At 64.4% G+C, this 15,346-nt stretch carries 11 protein-coding genes; 6 read left to right on the forward strand and 5 right to left on the reverse strand.

All coding sequences use genetic code 11. The features are described from left to right. The first annotated feature begins 160 nt into the window (after nt 1-160). From recC to recD, 3 genes are read left to right on the forward strand one after another with little or no spacing between them, the layout of a single operon-like run. On the forward strand, nt 161-3,559 hold the full coding sequence (recC, locus tag R8871_RS28205) for an exodeoxyribonuclease V subunit gamma (protein ID WP_175053415.1): 3,399 nt from the start codon (nt 161-163) through the stop codon (nt 3,557-3,559). Continuing rightward, on the forward strand, nt 3,556-7,248 hold the full coding sequence (gene recB, locus R8871_RS28210) for an exodeoxyribonuclease V subunit beta (protein WP_175053416.1): 3,693 nt from the start codon (nt 3,556-3,558) through the stop codon (nt 7,246-7,248). Before recC ends, recB begins: the two co-directional genes overlap by 4 nt. After that, nucleotides 7,245-9,233 carry an exodeoxyribonuclease V subunit alpha gene (gene recD, locus R8871_RS28215; protein ID WP_175053417.1) on the forward strand — a complete coding sequence of 663 codons (1,989 nt, stop codon included), beginning with the start codon at nt 7,245-7,247 and terminating at the stop codon, nt 9,231-9,233. The genes recB and recD overlap by 4 nt, the downstream gene beginning before the upstream one ends. Nucleotides 9,234-9,237: 4 nt before the next feature. Here the strand turns inward: recD and R8871_RS28220 are convergent, their stop codons facing one another. Beyond that, complete coding sequence (locus R8871_RS28220) at nt 9,238-9,879, reverse strand: VC0807 family protein (protein WP_175053418.1); 642 nt, start codon at nt 9,877-9,879, stop codon at nt 9,238-9,240. A 150-nt stretch (nt 9,880-10,029) separates the two neighbouring features. Between R8871_RS28220 and arfB the strand changes: the two genes are divergently transcribed. Next, on the forward strand, nt 10,030-10,434 hold the full coding sequence (gene arfB, locus R8871_RS28225; protein WP_054034662.1) for an alternative ribosome rescue aminoacyl-tRNA hydrolase ArfB: 405 nt from the start codon (nt 10,030-10,032) through the stop codon (nt 10,432-10,434). Between the two features lie 114 nt (nt 10,435-10,548). Here the strand turns inward: arfB and R8871_RS28230 are convergent, their stop codons facing one another. Further along, the gene (locus tag R8871_RS28230; RefSeq protein WP_175053552.1) at nt 10,549-11,844 is read right to left on the reverse strand and encodes a sensor domain-containing phosphodiesterase; all 1,296 of its coding nucleotides are present in this window, start codon (nt 11,842-11,844) and stop codon (nt 10,549-10,551) included. Between the two features lie 562 nt (nt 11,845-12,406). Between R8871_RS28230 and R8871_RS28235 the strand changes: the two genes are divergently transcribed. Then, the gene (locus R8871_RS28235; protein WP_175053419.1) at nt 12,407-12,697 is read left to right on the forward strand and encodes a putative quinol monooxygenase; all 291 of its coding nucleotides are present in this window, start codon (nt 12,407-12,409) and stop codon (nt 12,695-12,697) included. Between the two features lie 137 nt (nt 12,698-12,834). On the opposite strand, the gene R8871_RS28240 is transcribed toward R8871_RS28235, so the two are convergent. The 3 genes from R8871_RS28240 to R8871_RS28250 all read right to left on the reverse strand — a co-directional run bounded on the left by R8871_RS28240 (nt 12,835) and on the right by R8871_RS28250 (nt 14,514). Then, nucleotides 12,835-13,092: a hypothetical protein gene (locus R8871_RS28240; protein WP_007182306.1), complete on the reverse strand. Its 258-nt coding sequence runs from the start codon at nt 13,090-13,092 to the stop codon at nt 12,835-12,837. A 214-nt stretch (nt 13,093-13,306) separates the two neighbouring features. After that, nucleotides 13,307-13,549 carry a hypothetical protein gene (locus R8871_RS28245; protein ID WP_093632441.1) on the reverse strand — a complete coding sequence of 81 codons (243 nt, stop codon included), beginning with the start codon at nt 13,547-13,549 and terminating at the stop codon, nt 13,307-13,309. Between the two features lie 245 nt (nt 13,550-13,794). Continuing rightward, nucleotides 13,795-14,514, reverse strand: a complete 720-nt coding sequence (locus R8871_RS28250) for a YdcF family protein (RefSeq protein WP_246287795.1) — start codon at nt 14,512-14,514, stop codon at nt 13,795-13,797. Nucleotides 14,515-14,780: 266 nt separating this feature from the next. Here R8871_RS28250 and R8871_RS28255 point away from each other — a divergent pair, with 266 nt between their 5' ends. Then, entirely contained in the window at nt 14,781-15,104 is a 324-nt protein-coding gene (locus R8871_RS28255; RefSeq protein ID WP_054034659.1) for a hypothetical protein, read from the forward strand. Nucleotides 15,105-15,346 lie beyond the last annotated feature (242 nt).

Genomic DNA, 15,346 nt, shown 5'->3' on the forward strand with positions numbered 1-15,346 from the left:
GGGCAGCCCCAAACTGCCGTCGAGTCTAACTGATTTTGAGCCTGATCTGACCTCGTCCATTCGGCCAGGTTCTGCCCTGGGAGCGCGTTTGTTATGCTGTCGCTTCAATGTCTGTCGCGGCCTGGGCGTTCCGCTCGCGTCGCCTGCTTTCCCAGGATCCATGCTCCAACTCTTCTACTCGAACCGCTACGAAACCCTTGTCGGCGCGCTGCTCGACGACCTGGCAGAAGCGCCGTCCGATCCCTGGACCGCGCAGCCCGTGATCGTCCCGAGCGCGGCGGTGCGGCGGCGGCTCGAGCTCGACATCGCGGCGCGTCAGGGGATCTGCGCGAATGTCAATTTTGGTTACCTCGCGCAATGGTTGTGGGCGCAAATCGGCGGTGTGATCGAAGTACCCAGGCATTCGCCGTTCGCGCCGGACCGGCTCGTCTGGCGCTGCTACCGGTTGCTGGGGGAGGCGGATGAAGCATTGCCGTGGAATGCCTCGCCGCGTCTGCGGACTTATCTCGATGCGGCGGATGCGTCGATGCGCTACGAACTGGCGCGGCGCGTGGCCACCGTGCTTGACCACTATCTGACCTATCGCCCGGAGTGGTTGCTGCAATGGCAGAAGGGCGGTTCGATTTTTGCGAGCGGCGCGGCGGACGACAAAGGTCCGCGTCTCGTTGGCGCAAGTGAAGCGGCGCGTGAGGACGAGCGTTGGCAAGCCGCTCTGTGGCGTGCCGTGCTGGCAGAAGTGGCGGGTGACGCGCAAACGCCCGCAGCCGCCTTGCCGCCCGCTTATCGCTTTCTTGAGGAAATCGGCACGCTCGATCTCGAAGCCATCTCGAACGCGCAGTGGCCTGAAGCGGTCAGCGTGTTCGCGCTGCCGACCATGCCGCCGCTGCACGTTGCCTTGCTGCGCGCTCTGTCGCGCTGGGTCGACGTGCGTCTGTACGTGATGAACCCATGCCGCGAATTCTGGTTCGACGTTGTCAGTGCGGGCCGCGTCGAAGCGCTCGATGTCGCCGGTCAGCTCGATTATCAGGAAGTGGGTCATCCGCTCCTCGCTGAATGGGGCCGTCAGACGCAGGCGCAACTGCATATGCTGCATGAACTGACCGAGAGCGCTGCATCAGGTGAGACGGGCGACTTCACCGAGAATCCGGAGCCGAGCTGGCTCGCCGCCGTGCAGAACGGCATCCTCGATCTGCGGGCGGAAGTGGGAACAGGTGCGGGAACAGACGCGGACACGGACGAACTGCCGATCGAGAACGGCATTGAGGTCCATGTGTGTCATAGCCTGTCGCGACAGCTCGAAGTGCTGCACGACCGTCTGCTTGGTTGGTTCGATGAGTTCGACGATCTGCAGCCGTCCGACGTGCTGGTTGCCGTGTCTGATCTCGCCGCTGCCGGGCCGTTGATCGATGCGGTATTTGGCACCGCGCCGCCGGGAGACACTCGCCGCATTCCGTATCGGATCACCGGTTTGCCGCCTTCGCAGGCCAATCCGGTCGCGCGTTTGCTGCTCGATTGGCTGGCCTTGCCTGAGCGTAGCGTGGGCGCACCGGATCTGATCGAGTGGCTGCGGGTCGATGCGATCGCCGCGCGTTACGGGATCGATGCGAGCGCGCTCGAAGCCGCGCAGGAATGGCTTGCAGCAGCCGGCGCGCGGCGCGGGCTGGCACCTGGCGAGCCGACGGGCGAGCACGTGCCAGTCGAGCGTCATACGTTTGCCGATGCGCTGACCCGTCTGTACCTTGGCTACGCGATGCCGGATGGCGGCGAGCCGGTCGACGCCTGGTTGCCCGTTGAAGGCGCCGACGGATCGGACGCTGAGCTTCTCGGCCGCCTCTCGCGTTTCGTCGACGATGTTGAAACCTTCGCTCAGCGCTGCTCGGTCGAACAGACGCCTGCCGAATGGACGCAACTCCTGCTCGAAACGCTCGCGCAGTGTTTCGATGGCGGCGTGGCGTTTGCCGATTCGCTGGCGGCAGTGCGCGACGCGATCGACAAGATGGGCGAGGCGATGCAGGCGGGCGCGGAAGACGTCGTGCTGCCGGCCGCCGTAGTGCGCGGCGCGCTGACCGAGGCGCTCGACGACCCGGCGCGCGGCGGCGTGCCTTGGGGCAGCGTGACGTTTTCGTCGCTGACCAGCTTGCGCGGTTTGCCGTATCGCATCGTGTGCCTGCTCGGCATGGATGACGGCGTGTTGCCGAGCCTCGCCCGCGCCGATGAATTCGATCTGATGGCCGCGTTCGGTAAAGCCGGTGACCGGCAGCGCCGCGACGACGAACGCAATCTGTTCCTCGATCTTCTGCTGGCCGCGCGCGACCGGCTGTTTATCGCCTATACGGGCCGCAGCATTCGCGACAATGCGCCGTTGCCGCCGGCGGCGCTGGTCGACGAACTGCTCGATCACCTCGCACAAGTGTCGGCGGGGGAAGGGGCGAGCCCCGCCGAAGTCGAAGCCGCGCGGCATGCGTTCATCGTCGATCATCCGCTGCAGGCGTTCGCGTCGGATTATTTCTCCTCGCAGCGGGACCTCTTCACCTACGACGTGGATCGCGCGGAGCTGGCCAGTTTGCTGGCCGCGCCGCAGCATCCGGCTGCCGCGCCGTTCTTCGATCAACCGCTGCCGCCCGAAGATACGGCCTCCGTCGCGTTCGACGAATTCGTGCGCTTCTGGCGTCATCCGGCGCGTGCGTTGTTGCGCGACCGTTTGGGGATCGTGCTGTCGGATGCGCAGGGCGAATTGCTCGACACGGAACCGTTCGAACTTGATTGGGCCGGACGGGACGCGTTAGCGGAGCGGCTCCTGCCGGTACTGCTGGACAGCGATACCGAAGACGACAGCATGTTCGAGCGCGTGCGCCGCGTTGCCGCGGCCAGTCCCGAACTGCCAGGCGGCGCGACCGGCGCGGTATGGCGCTCGCGCGAACTCGGCGCGCTGCGCCAGCTCGCCGACAGCGTGCGCCGCGAAGTCGCGTCGGGTGTCGAGCGCTTGCCGTTCGTGCTCGATATCGCGCCGCGCTGGCCCGATCGTGCCGACATCGCCGATACGCTCTTCGGCCCTCATGACGCGGCGCTGCGCAAAGCGGCCGAAACACCGCTGCAACTGCATGGCACCTTGAATTTGCTGACCGAAACAGGACAAGTGATCTTCCGCTACGCCAAGCCTACTGCGCGCGACTATCTGTCGGCGTGGCTAGCGCATCTCGTCTATTGCGCGGCGCTGCCGAACGGCCCACGCCGTACGGTTTGGCATGGCAGCGGCGAGAGCTTCGAGCTCACGCCCGTCGCCGCGCCGCTCGATGAACTGGCGCCGCTAGCGGCGTTGTTCAGAGCAGGGCGCATGCTGCCGCTGCGCTTTTTCCCGAAGAGTGCATGGGTGAAAGTCAGCGAGAGCGATTCCGCGGCGCAGGGCGTGTGGATCAATGATCGGGTGCGCGGCGAATCAGATGACCCCGCCTTGCGCATCGCGCTGCGCGGCACGCCGCTTTCGCTCGACGAACCGTTCGGCAGTCTTGCCTCGATCGTGTTCAAGCCGCTCGTTCAGCATCTGCGGAGCGCGTCATGAGCGGCGCCGTTCACCATCACGCGCTGGTCGCTGAAGAGCTCGACGTCTTCGCCTGTTCGCTCGACGGCGTCAACCAGATCGAGGCGTCGGCGGGAACCGGCAAGACCTGGAACATCTGCGCGTTGTACGTGCGGCTGCTGCTCGAAAAGAACCTGAACGCCGATCAGATTCTCGTCGTGACATTTACCAAGGCGGCGACCGCGGAGTTGCACGAGCGGATTCGCGGGCGACTCGCGGAACTGGACCGGGCTATCGATACGGACGACGACGGCGGCGATCCGTTCATCCAGCGTCTCTTTGAAACGACGCTGGCGCCGGAGCGCGGCATCGATCGTGAGACCGCGCTGAAGGTCGTGCGCCGTGCGCTGCGCACGTTCGACCAGGCCGCGATTCACACCATCCACGCGTTCTGTCAGCGTGCGTTGCAGGAGGCGCCGTTCGCCGCAGCCATGCCGTTTGCCTTCGAAATGGAAGCCGACGACGCGGCCTTGCGTTTCGAAATGGCGGCCGATTTCTGGCGTGAGCAGGTGGAACCGGTGGCCTATGCGCATCCTGCTTTCGCTGCCTGGCTGGTGGCCAAACGGGCAGGTCCCGCGTCGCTTGATGAGCAACTCGCGCGGCGCTTGAAGAAGCCGTTGGCGCAGTTGCGCTGGGGCAAGGTCGATGCAGGTGGAAGCGATGCCGATCCGCAAGCGGGTTTCGATGCTGCCTGCGCGATGTGGCAGGCGGAGCGCGACGCGATCGTCGGTCTGCTTGGACAGGCGCAGGACCGTCTGAGCAAGACCTCGCACAAGCCAGAACTCGTGAGCGCCGCGATTGCCGCGTGGACCGAATACTTTGCTCAGGGCGACTGCCATGCGCCGCCGCCCAAGGCTGCCTTGAAGCTGACGGCGTCGGCGCTGAAGAAGGCGACCAAGGTCAAGTTCGAACCACCTGAGCATCCGTTCTTCGAGCACGCCGAAGCGCTGTCCGCCGCCGTGATCGCGGCCGAAGCCTCGCAACGCGCGCGCTGGCTCTCGCTCGTGGAAACCTGGCTCGACTACGCGCCCGCAGAACTGATAGCGCGCAAACGCACGCGCAGGGTGGTGTCGTTCGACGATCTGCTGTCCAACCTGTATCGCGCGCTTGCGGCCAACCCCTGGCTTGCCGATGCTTTGCGCGCGCGTTATCCGGCCGCACTGATCGACGAGTTTCAGGATACCGATCCGTTGCAGTTCGCGATCTTCAGCCGCATTTTCGCGCCGGCCGGTCCGCTGTTTCTGGTTGGCGATCCGAAGCAGGCGATCTACAGTTTCCGCGCGGCGGATCTGCATACCTATCTGGCGGCGCGCGAGGCGGCTTCGGCGTGCTATACGCTCGCGGTCAATCAGCGTTCGACTGCGCCGATCGTCGAGGCCTGCAACCGGCTATTCGAGGCTAATCCGCAGGCGTTCGTGCTCGACGGGCTCGACTATCAGCCGGTGCGGGCTGGTGAGCGGCGTCGTCCGTCGTTCTCAGAACCCGATGCAAACGCGGGGGATTTCCGCATCTGGACTTTGCCGCAAGGCGACGCCGCGTTGACGAAACGCGAAGCGCAGCGCGCGGCGAGCGAAGCCTGCGCCGCTGAGATTGTGCGGCTCCTGCGCGGCGCCCGAGAAGGTTCGGTGACGATCGGTGATGTGCCGCTCGCCCCAGGCAATATCGCAGTGCTTGTGCAAACGCATAAGCAGGGCAGTCTGATCAAGCGCGTGCTGGCGTCGTGGGGCGTGGGCAGCGTAGAACTGGCCCAGGCCTCAGTGTTCGCGACGCTCGACGCCGAGCAGATCGAACGTGTGCTGGCCGCCGTCGATACGCCCGGCGATCTGCGCCGTTTGCGCGCCGCGCTCGCCACCGATTGGCTCGGTCTCGACGCCGCCGCGCTGTGGCGCCTCGAGCAGGTCGCGGACGCACCGGCACCAGCCGACGATCCCGCGCATGCCGCGGACGCGATGGGTTGGGTCGAGCGTTTCTCGCGCTATCGCATGCTGTGGCACGAGCGTGGCTTCGCCTTGATGTGGCGCACGCTGATGCGCGAACTGCGCGTCGCACAGCGCCTGGTGGCCGGGCCGGACGGCGAGCGCCGTCTGACGAATGTGAATCATCTGGCCGAACTCGTGCAGGCGCGTGCCGCCACGCAGCCCGGCATCGCGCCGACCTTGCGCTGGCTCGCCGCGCAACGCACGCAAGGTGGCGGCGAAGATGCGCAGTTGCGGCTCGAGTCGGATCGCAACCTTGTGCAGATCGTCACCGTGCACAAATCGAAAGGGCTGGAATATGCGGTCGTATTCTGTCCGTTTCTGAACGACGGTGCGCTGCGCGAGCCGCCGTCCTCTGGCTTGCCCGATGCACGCGAGTATCACGACGAAACAGGTGATGCGGTGCTGCACTACGGTTGCGATGACGAGGAAGCCGAACGCGCATCACGTTACGCGGCGCGCGAACAGGCCGCGGAACGGGCCCGGCTCGTCTACGTGGCGCTGACGCGCGCGGTGTACCGCTGCTATCTGGTCGCCGGTACTTATGTTTCGTCGCGCTCCACCAAGGAGTCGCGACGCAGCGTGCTGAACTGGCTGGTGGGTGGCAGCGGTCACAGCTTCGACGATTGGCTGACCGACCCACCCGACGAAGCCGCTTTGTCATCATCGTGGCAAGCGCTGGCGGGCGGCCCGATCACGTTGCAGGCATTGCCGAAGGTCGAACGCCGTGTGCCCCTGGAAAGCCTCCAGGACAGCGGTGCGCGGATGCAGGCGCGCGTCAGTCGGCGGCCGTTGCGCGATCAGTGGCGCATGGCCAGCTTCAGCGGCCTGATCGCCGCCGGCAGCAAAGCCGAGGAGGCGCACACGCCGGTGGAAGAGGTGCGTCCCGATCACGACGAGATCGCCGACGCGCTCGCGCCAACGCCGTTAGCGGTGCCGCAAGCGCCGTCCTACGCCGAGGACGACATTCTCGCGTTTCCACGCGGCGCGGCGGCGGGCGAGTGTCTGCACCGCATGTTCGAGCTCGCGGATTTCACCGATCCGCAGACATGGCCGGATGCCATCCGCGGCGCGCTACGCGAGCGCCCGGCGCCGGCAGTGCCCGAACTCGCGGCACGCTTGCCCGCCATGATGCATAACCTGATCGCGGACGTGGTGAGCACCGAGCTCGTGCCCGGCATGGCGCTCGCCAGCTTGAATCCGCGGCATCGGTTGAACGAACTCGAATTTCTGTTTGCCGCGCCTTCGCTCGATTTCCCAGCGCTGCGCGAGCTGCTGATCGAACACGGCTATCCCGACGTTGCACTGGAACCGGGCATGTTGCGTGGTTTCGTCAAAGGATTTATCGACATGATCGTCGAGCATGACGGGCGCTTCTGGATCGTCGACTGGAAGTCGAACCATCTGGGCGACACTGCCGCCGATTACGCCGCGGCGCCGCTCGAAGCGGCCATGGCGAGCCACGCGTATCACCTGCAGGCGCTGCTTTATACGGTGGCGCTGCATCGTTATCTGAAAACGCGGGTGCGCGATTATGCGTACGACACGCACATTGGCGGCTATCTCTACCTGTTCGTGCGCGGGGTTCGTCCGCAGTGGCGCGATGCCGATGGGGCGGCCGGCGTTCACATGCGGCGGCCTGCATTCGAACTGGTGGCGCTGCTCGACGCGGCAATGATTGGAGGTGTCGCATGAGCACGTTCGAGCGGAACTCTTCCGCGCCGCCGGAGCTCGACGACATCGGCGTGAATTTGCCCGCGCCGGCCGATTTCAGCACCGCGCTTGCCGAAGGGTTCGCGCGCCGCATCGGCACGTTGGCGCGGCGCGGCGGCGCGTCGGGCGAGGCGGTGAAGTGGGCCGCACGGGCCGCCTTTGCCGCGAGCCGCGCGACTGCCGAAGGGCACGTGTGCCTGCCGCTTGCCGTGCTGGCGCGACGCTTCGATGCATCGAGCGCGGAAGTGCGCGCGGCGCTGTTTGCAAGCGGCATGGCTAGCGACGGGTCGCAAAGTACGGCGGCGTTGCGGCCGCTCGTGATCGATGGGCAAGGGCGGCTGTATCTTGCGCGCTACTACGACTACGAGCGGCGTCTCGCACGCTCGCTGGTTGCGCATGCGGGTATAAATACAGACGCCAGTGCAGGCTTAAATGCGGACGCTACCGCCCAAACGTTGCATGAACGTCTGTTGCGTTATTTCGGCCCCCCGCAGGACGATGAAATCGATTGGCAACGTGTCGCTGCAGTCATGGCGCTGTCCGGGCGCTTGACTATCGTCAGCGGCGGCCCGGGTACTGGCAAGACAACTACAGTGGTCGGCGTGCTTGCCTGTTTGCTGGATGCGCGGGCCGATCTGCGAATTGCATTGGCGGCGCCCACTGGCAAAGCCGCGCAACGCATGCAGGAAGCCTTGCTCGCCCGTGCCGGCGAATTGCCGCCCGAACTCGCAGCGCGCTTGCCGCAGACCTCGTACACCTTGCATCGGCTGCTTGGTTCAGGGCCGGGTGGGCGCTTCCGGCATCATCGCGACAATCCGCTTCCTTACGACGTCGTCGTGATCGACGAGGCGTCGATGATTGACGTCGCGATGGCGGCGCATCTGCTCGACGCCATCGCGCCCCAGACGCGTCTCGTGATGCTGGGTGACAAGGATCAGCTCGCCGCCGTCGAGGCTGGTGCGGTGTTCGCCGAGCTCAGCGCGCGGCCTGCTTTTACTCAGAGCGGACTGCAGCGGATCGCTGAGGCGCTGGGCATCGAAGCGGCGCGGTTGTCGGAAGCACTGCCGGATGTGTCGAGCGACTTCGACCAGGGGGCTGACGATTTTTTCGCTCAAACGGGTGCGCCGGACGATTCCGATACGCCGCTTGCCGACTGCGTCGTCTGGCTCGAACGCAACTATCGATTCGGCCTCGAATCGCCGATCGGCCGTTTGTCGCTCGCGATTCGCAACGGTGCCGCCGGCGCGGCGCTCGAAGTCCTGCGCATCGATCCGGCCGAACCCTGCGCAGCGGCACTGTACGAAGATACGCATGTGACGCTCGCCGATCGCACAGTCATGCGGCTCGCCGCAGGTTTTGCCCCGTACGCGGATGCGCTCGCCGAGGCACTAGCCGCCGATACACCGGACCCATTGCCGCTCTTCGACGCGCTGAACCGCTTTCGAATTCTGTGCGCGACCCGCTCGGGGCCGCGCGGGGTCGATCAGGTGAATGCCGCGATGGCCGCACAGGTGCGGCGTGCGGCGGGCGTGACGCTGGCTGTAGGCGCGCAATGGTTTGCCGGACGCCCCGTCATGGTGACGCGCAACGATTACGCGCTCGGTCTGTTCAACGGCGACATCGGCATTGCGCTGCCGGGTGCGGGCGGTGCGTTGCGCGTGTATTTCCGTACCGGCGACGGTGGTCTGCGTGCCGTATCGCCCGCTGCACTGCCGCCGCACGACACGGCATTCGCGCTCACGGTTCATAAGTCGCAAGGCTCGGAATTTCAGCATGCGGTGTTGATGTTGCCGTCGGTGTTCAGCCGCGTGCTGTCGCGTGAACTCGTCTACACGGCAATTACCCGCGCACGTGAGCGGGTGGAGGTGATCGGCGCGCGCGCCGTGCTGGCGCAGGCCATCGCGACGCCGACGCAGCGTGATTCAGGTCTGGCCGCGCGAATTGCGGAGGCGTGTCGCGTCGTTTAGATGTTCAGCTTGCGATCCCGCCCGGTTGCACGCGCGCATCAACCCGGCTGCGCATGGTCTTGCGATACCACAGCGTCCACAGCGCCAGGGCGCTGTAAATGCCATAGCCGATGAACGGCGAGACCACCAGAAAGCGTTCGATCGGCCAGGTGAGCGCCATCCAGGCGCGCAACGCCGTTTCACCGGTCAGGCCGACGCCCCACACGAGCGTCATCAGCCGCATCGCGCTGACGAGAGCAGGCCGCTCGCGCCACAAGGTTTCGAAGCGCTCGGCGCCGCCTTCCATTTCACGGGCGACGGTGGCGCGCGCGAGATAGAAGATTAGTGGACGGCGCATCGGCAACGACAGCAGAAACACCACGCCCACCGCGCCGGACACGAGCGACTCCCGCAGCAACAGCATGCGAGGACTGCCGCCCAGCGCCATTGCGGCAACCGACAGCACGATGCCCACCACGACCATGATGCTGAGGGCGTCGACGCGTCGAAAGCGCACCAGTTCGATCAGGCTCCAGACGATCGGCGGCACGGCCGACGCGATCAGCGCGCCGGTCTCGCCCAGGTGCGGCAGCGTGAACCGGTAAGCGAGCCATGGCAGCAGAAAGTTGACGGCCAGTTCCAGCACAAAACCCGGACGGAGTTTCATATGAATTTACGCTGTAAGCGAAAACCGCAGTATCGGCGAACCGGCTGGGTCGATGCAAATAGTTTTTCGCATCGGCAGCCGCGGCCGATAGTCCGTAGTCGGTAATCGACTGTGCTCTGTGTACACTTGCGTCTCCAGCTCAATCCCACCATGACATCCCGTTATCCGATCCCGCCGAACGAAATCGAATTGACCGCAGTGCGCGCGCAAGGAGCGGGCGGCCAGAACGTCAACAAGGTCTCGAGTGCCATCCATCTGCGTTTCGACGTGCACGCTTCGTCGTTACCGGAAGTGCTGAAGATGCGCTTGCTCGCGCTGTCCGATCATCGGCTTACGCGCGACGGCGTGGTGATCATCAAGGCGCAGCAGCATCGCACTCAGGAGATGAACCGGGCGGCGGCGCTGGCGCGGCTCGACGAGCTGATCGAAAGCGTCAGCGTGACGCGCAAGCCGCGGGTCGCGACCCGGCCGACGCGCGCGTCGAACCGGCGTCGGCTCGACAGCAAGGCCAAGCGCAGTGAGATCAAATCCGGCCGTGGGCGGGTGGAGGATTGACGGGATTACGGGCTGCGGGGCCGGGGCGCTAAATTCCGGCTGAGCGGCAGAAGTTCCCGCAGAGGTACGCCAGGAATCTCAAGACGACGCGCGTCAATCTACGGCCGCTCGCATTCAGCGTTTGCCCCCGCGCCGGGCGGAACGCGTATCGGCGGGCGACGTCATCGGGACGAAATCGACGCACAGCACATTCGTGCCGTCACGCTCGAATGCGAGTGCCGCGGTGTAGCAGTCCTGGCCGTCCGCGAGCGAGTAGTGCGGCCCCATCATGGCGACGCGCCCTGGCGCAGCGAGCGCGTGCTTGAAATACGCGCGCCGCGACCAGTTGCTGCGCGTATCGGTGTAGAGCGGCGCGAGCCGCAGCGGAGGCGGCGGCAGCGAGGCGGCCGAGACCGACGCTTGCGTCTGTTCGCCTTGACCGTCGGTGACGAACACACGGCGTGCTTCGGGCAGATGCCACACTTTTTGCGCGGCCTGCCGCAGATCGCCGGTGGCTTTGAAGGTGTCGGCCGCGGCGAGCACGGCTTCGGCGAAGCCTTCGAAACCGAGCCGCTGGTGGCCGGCATGAGCCTGTTCGTAGGCGGCAAATTTGCTCCACATCGACTCGATCAGCGCCGGCACTTTGGCGCACGCCGCCTGCACCGAACCCTTCGGCTGGCCGAGCCAGAAACCTTGCACGAAATCGACGTCGGCCTGCATCAGAATCATCAACTCTTCGTCGGTTTCGACGCCTTCGGCCAGCACCAGCGTACCTGACTGATGCAGCATCGCGATCAGGTGGCTGATCATCGAATCGTCGCCTTCACGCTTGCCCGCGCGCGCAACCAGCGAGCGGTCGAGTTTGACGATGTCGGGGCGAAAGCGCCACACGCGGTCGAAGTTCGAAAAACCGGTGCCGAAGTCGTCGATCGCAATCAGGAAGTCGCGCGGCTGCGACGCCGCGAGCATGCTGGCGACGGCGGATTCATCGTCGGCGGGTTGTTCGAGTACTTCGATGACAATGCGCTCCTGCGGCAAGCCGAAATGCGCCGAGAGCTCATCGATGAAGGTGCGCTGCGGCCAGCCGGTTTCGAATACCTGCGGACGCGTATTCAGAAACAGCCAGCCAGTGCTGATGCCCTGTTCCATGAAATTCGCCACGTGCAGGCAGCGCGCGATGCGATCGAGTTCGCGTGCGTCGGCGGCGGAGCGCGTGCCGGAGAAAAGCACTTCCGGCGATACCGGCAAGCCGACGGGATCGAACGCACGCAGCAGGCCCTCGTAGCCGACCACGCACTGATGCGTGACGGACAGTACCGGCTGGAACACGCTGTGCAGGGTCAGCGCGCGCCACGTCGCAGTCCAGCCGGACTCGTCCCGGACCAGATGCGGGAGCAGGCCGCTGAGGGTCAATTCGCTGACGGTCGGCATAAGGGCAGGCATGAGTGCGGGCATAGTGACATCGCGGCAAGCGGGTGACGGGGCGCGCAGACAGATTTAACGCGCAACGGATGCACTGCCCAGGCGCCGGCAGGGTAAGGCGGGTACAGCCCGGGAACGCGGAGAGCAATGCCAGCCATGCTGGGCTCCGGCGGGATTGGTCAAAACCAGTCTAGCAGTTCGAACTTCGCGTGAATGTGCGGGTTATCACAGACGCGGGATGTGGCCGGGCGCCCGGCAAACCGGCCGTAGCGCGGTGGCCGGCCCCGGTCTCGTGGGCGTTTCGCGTGGGTTTCGCACTCGTTTGCCGCGCGCAGGATCGACCGTTCGAATGCAATCAATCATGCGTATGAAACCGAGGGTAGCAGGGCGGTGAGTGACCGCCCGCCAAACTCCAGGCAAGGACGGTGCTCAGACTTTTGCGTCCGCGAAATGCGCTGCATCAGGGTAATCCCGGCGCGGCTGCAGAAGCTTGCCCGGTGCGTGTGAGCGCCTGCAGGATTGACGGGCGGCGGGTATGCTGCTGCTTTTCCTGAACAAACGGAGTACAGGCATGACGGAAATAGCGGTGGTCGCAATCTCGGTGGCAAAGCCGGGTTATGAAGAGCAATTGCGCGAAGCGGCAGAAGGCATCGTCGGGCCGACGCGCAAAGAGCAGGGTGCGCTTCAATACGATCTGCACCGCGACGTGCAGGAGCCGCGCCGGTTTGTGTTTGTCGAGCGTTGGGAAAGCCAGGAAGCGCTGGCGGCGCATGCAAAATCCGCGCACATTGCGGCTTATAAGAAAGCGGTGGCGGATTGGGTCGAACACGCGGAAATTCGCGTCTTGTCGAAGATCGCGTAAGCGTTTGAAGGGCGAAAAGCGGGGGCGGACGACGGGGACGAACAACGGGGGAACTCGAAGGTCGAACCCCGAAAGTCGAACGACGGCGAGTGAGCTGCCAGGCCGGACACGGCCTGCGCGGCGCTCGCCGTTTATCTTCAGTGCGTGGCTTGCGGGACGTCGAGGATCAGGATGATGGTCCAGTCGGCATCGCCGTCGTGGTGATACTGACGTTCCGCGACAATGAACGGCTGCTGCTTGCCGTCCGGGCCAAGAAACAGCACGTCACCTTCCATCGGCAGGCACTCGACGGGCGGCAGCGCAAGGAACGCTTCCTGACCGCCGCGCGGCATCAGTTTTTCGATTTTGCGAGATGCTGCTTCAGTCCATTCGATGTCTAGCTGGATGTTGCTCATGCTGTCCTCCGCACCAAGGTGCGCACAGGTTAGGGGGAGTCCGGCCGGGCGACGGTCGCAGGGCGCCGGTCGGTGCGCGACTTTAGCATAACGTCGGCCGGCCGCAGCAGGCCTGCAGCAAGTCCATTAGACAACAAAAAAGCCGAAACCGGCGGTGCCGGCTTCGGCTTTTCACCTTCGCGGCGAGGCCGCAGGTGATGCTGTCAAATTGCGCTTACGAACTGGCGGCTTCGGCCTTCGCGGCCTTCTTGTGATGGTGCGGGGCCATCTTGTGATGTTTCTCCGGCATAGGCGCGCTTTCCATTGCTTGCTGGCGGTTTTGCAAATCTTGCGCGCGCTGCTCGACGTCGGCGGCCTTGGCCGGATCGGTGCTCATCATGACGCCGTTGTCCTGCGCATAGGCCGCGCCTGTTACGGCACTGAGGGAAACCAGGATCGCCAGGGACACTTTCTTCATTGTTACCTCCGCAGAGTGGTAATGGACCCGAGTATTTGCCTGTCCAATCGGAAAGACAATGCATTCTAGCCAGCAATATCCGCTCCAGCGGACGTTTTGTAACCACAGTGACAATTGGTTACACCTTGTTACGTTCGGCCCAGAGTCACTGTCGATGACGATCCCACTTCAAGCGCGATAATGCGTTGCCGGCACAAAGAACATTCGCATTTCTAAATAAATTACTACGCCAGGAAGCGCGAGATTCAGAACCATCCAATTGCACGATAGACGTGAAATTGCGCGATTCCAATCAGTTCGTGCAGCGCAGTCTCCGCGTTCACCAGATTGTCATAGCGCGGCAGTACACCGGGATCTGTATGCAGCGCGCTCGAGATCAGCGGCTGCGGCGTGAGGCCGAAACGATGGAAGTCGAGTAATGCGCGCGGCATCTGATAGGCGGACGTGACGAGTATCAGCGAATCGTAATGTGACCGGTCGAGAATAGCCGAGACGTTGCGCGCGTTTTCGTAAGTTGTGCGGCTGCTGTTTTCCAGCACGATGTCCGCACGCGACACCTGACGGCGCAGCAGGTAGGGCAGATAGGTATCGGCTTCAGTTGAGCTATGCCGCTGCGGATTGCCGCCGCTCACGATAACCTGACACGTGGCGGCCGTACGCTTGCAGGCTGCATAGTTTTCCGCGCTCACGGCGATGCGCGCGAGCACGTCACGCGGCGGCACGAGCACGTCGTCATCGTCGTAAATGGTGCCTCCGCCGAGCATGATTATCGCGGTGCGCGGCGCGAAGCGGGCGGGCGTGTCGGTCTGCCGATGCGGCTGCGCCAGTTCCAGCAATGGCGCCGTGAGCCAGCCGGCGGCGAGCAGCCAGAACAGGGCGATCGCACCGATGGCGAGAGGCCGGCGGGCGCGTTTCCAAAGCACGATTGCTGCAAAAAAAAGCGCTAATAAAGTGAATAGAATCAATTTAAATGGGGTAACGTATGACTTTCGGGACAAATCTATGGGCCTGCTATCGCGCCGCAGCGGTTGCATCGTCGGCCCGTAGACAGAACGCTAACATGGTGTTCAGACGGGGGTTCCGAAAACGAGACCAGAGCAGCACCTGGCGGAATTCGACTGCATGAAAGCGGCCAGTTTCCAGCCAAGGGCGGGTGCTATGCGCGTCACTGGTGGCGCGGTGACGTGTTGGGCATAGATGTGTCATAGCTGCACTTTAAGAAAGAAGTGAGATGACCACGTATTCCAACGAAGCGGTACTTGAAGCGCTGCGGCGGGCGCAATATCGCCAGGTCCCATGGGCCAGACGACCGGGTGTCTTCCAATATCTTCGCGCGCTAGGCTTGATGGACACTGTTCGGCAGCGCACCGTCGCACCGGCTCCGGGCTTTCACGCACCGGTCGATATTGCCGTGCTCACCGACCGAGGCAGAGCCGAGTTCGCGAGGCTTGCGCACGACGAACGCCTGTTGAGCTGGACCGCACAGCGAATGAACGACTACGTCGTCGCGACAGCCGAAGCGCGGCCCACAGCCGCTCTCGAAGCCCGGCCTTAAGGGCGCGGGCAAAAGGCGCTGGCGCTGTATTTCCCGGCCGCTCCACGCGGCTGGTGGTGATTTCATTGCTTCGCTTTATTGCCCGGCTGATGCACCTGGTTCAGTGCGCGCCGCCCGCCTGCTCGCGCAAAAAAAAGCCCGTATCGCAAGGATACGGGCGTACCGGAATTACTACTGCCACGCTGTGCTAATGGCGTTGAATCAGACTGGCGCATTGGCTGGTGGTTCCCTGATAGTTCAAT

The sequence above is a fragment of the Paraburkholderia sediminicola genome, from assembly GCF_902859805.1.
Taxonomy (GTDB): Bacteria; Pseudomonadota; Gammaproteobacteria; order Burkholderiales; family Burkholderiaceae; genus Paraburkholderia; species Paraburkholderia sediminicola.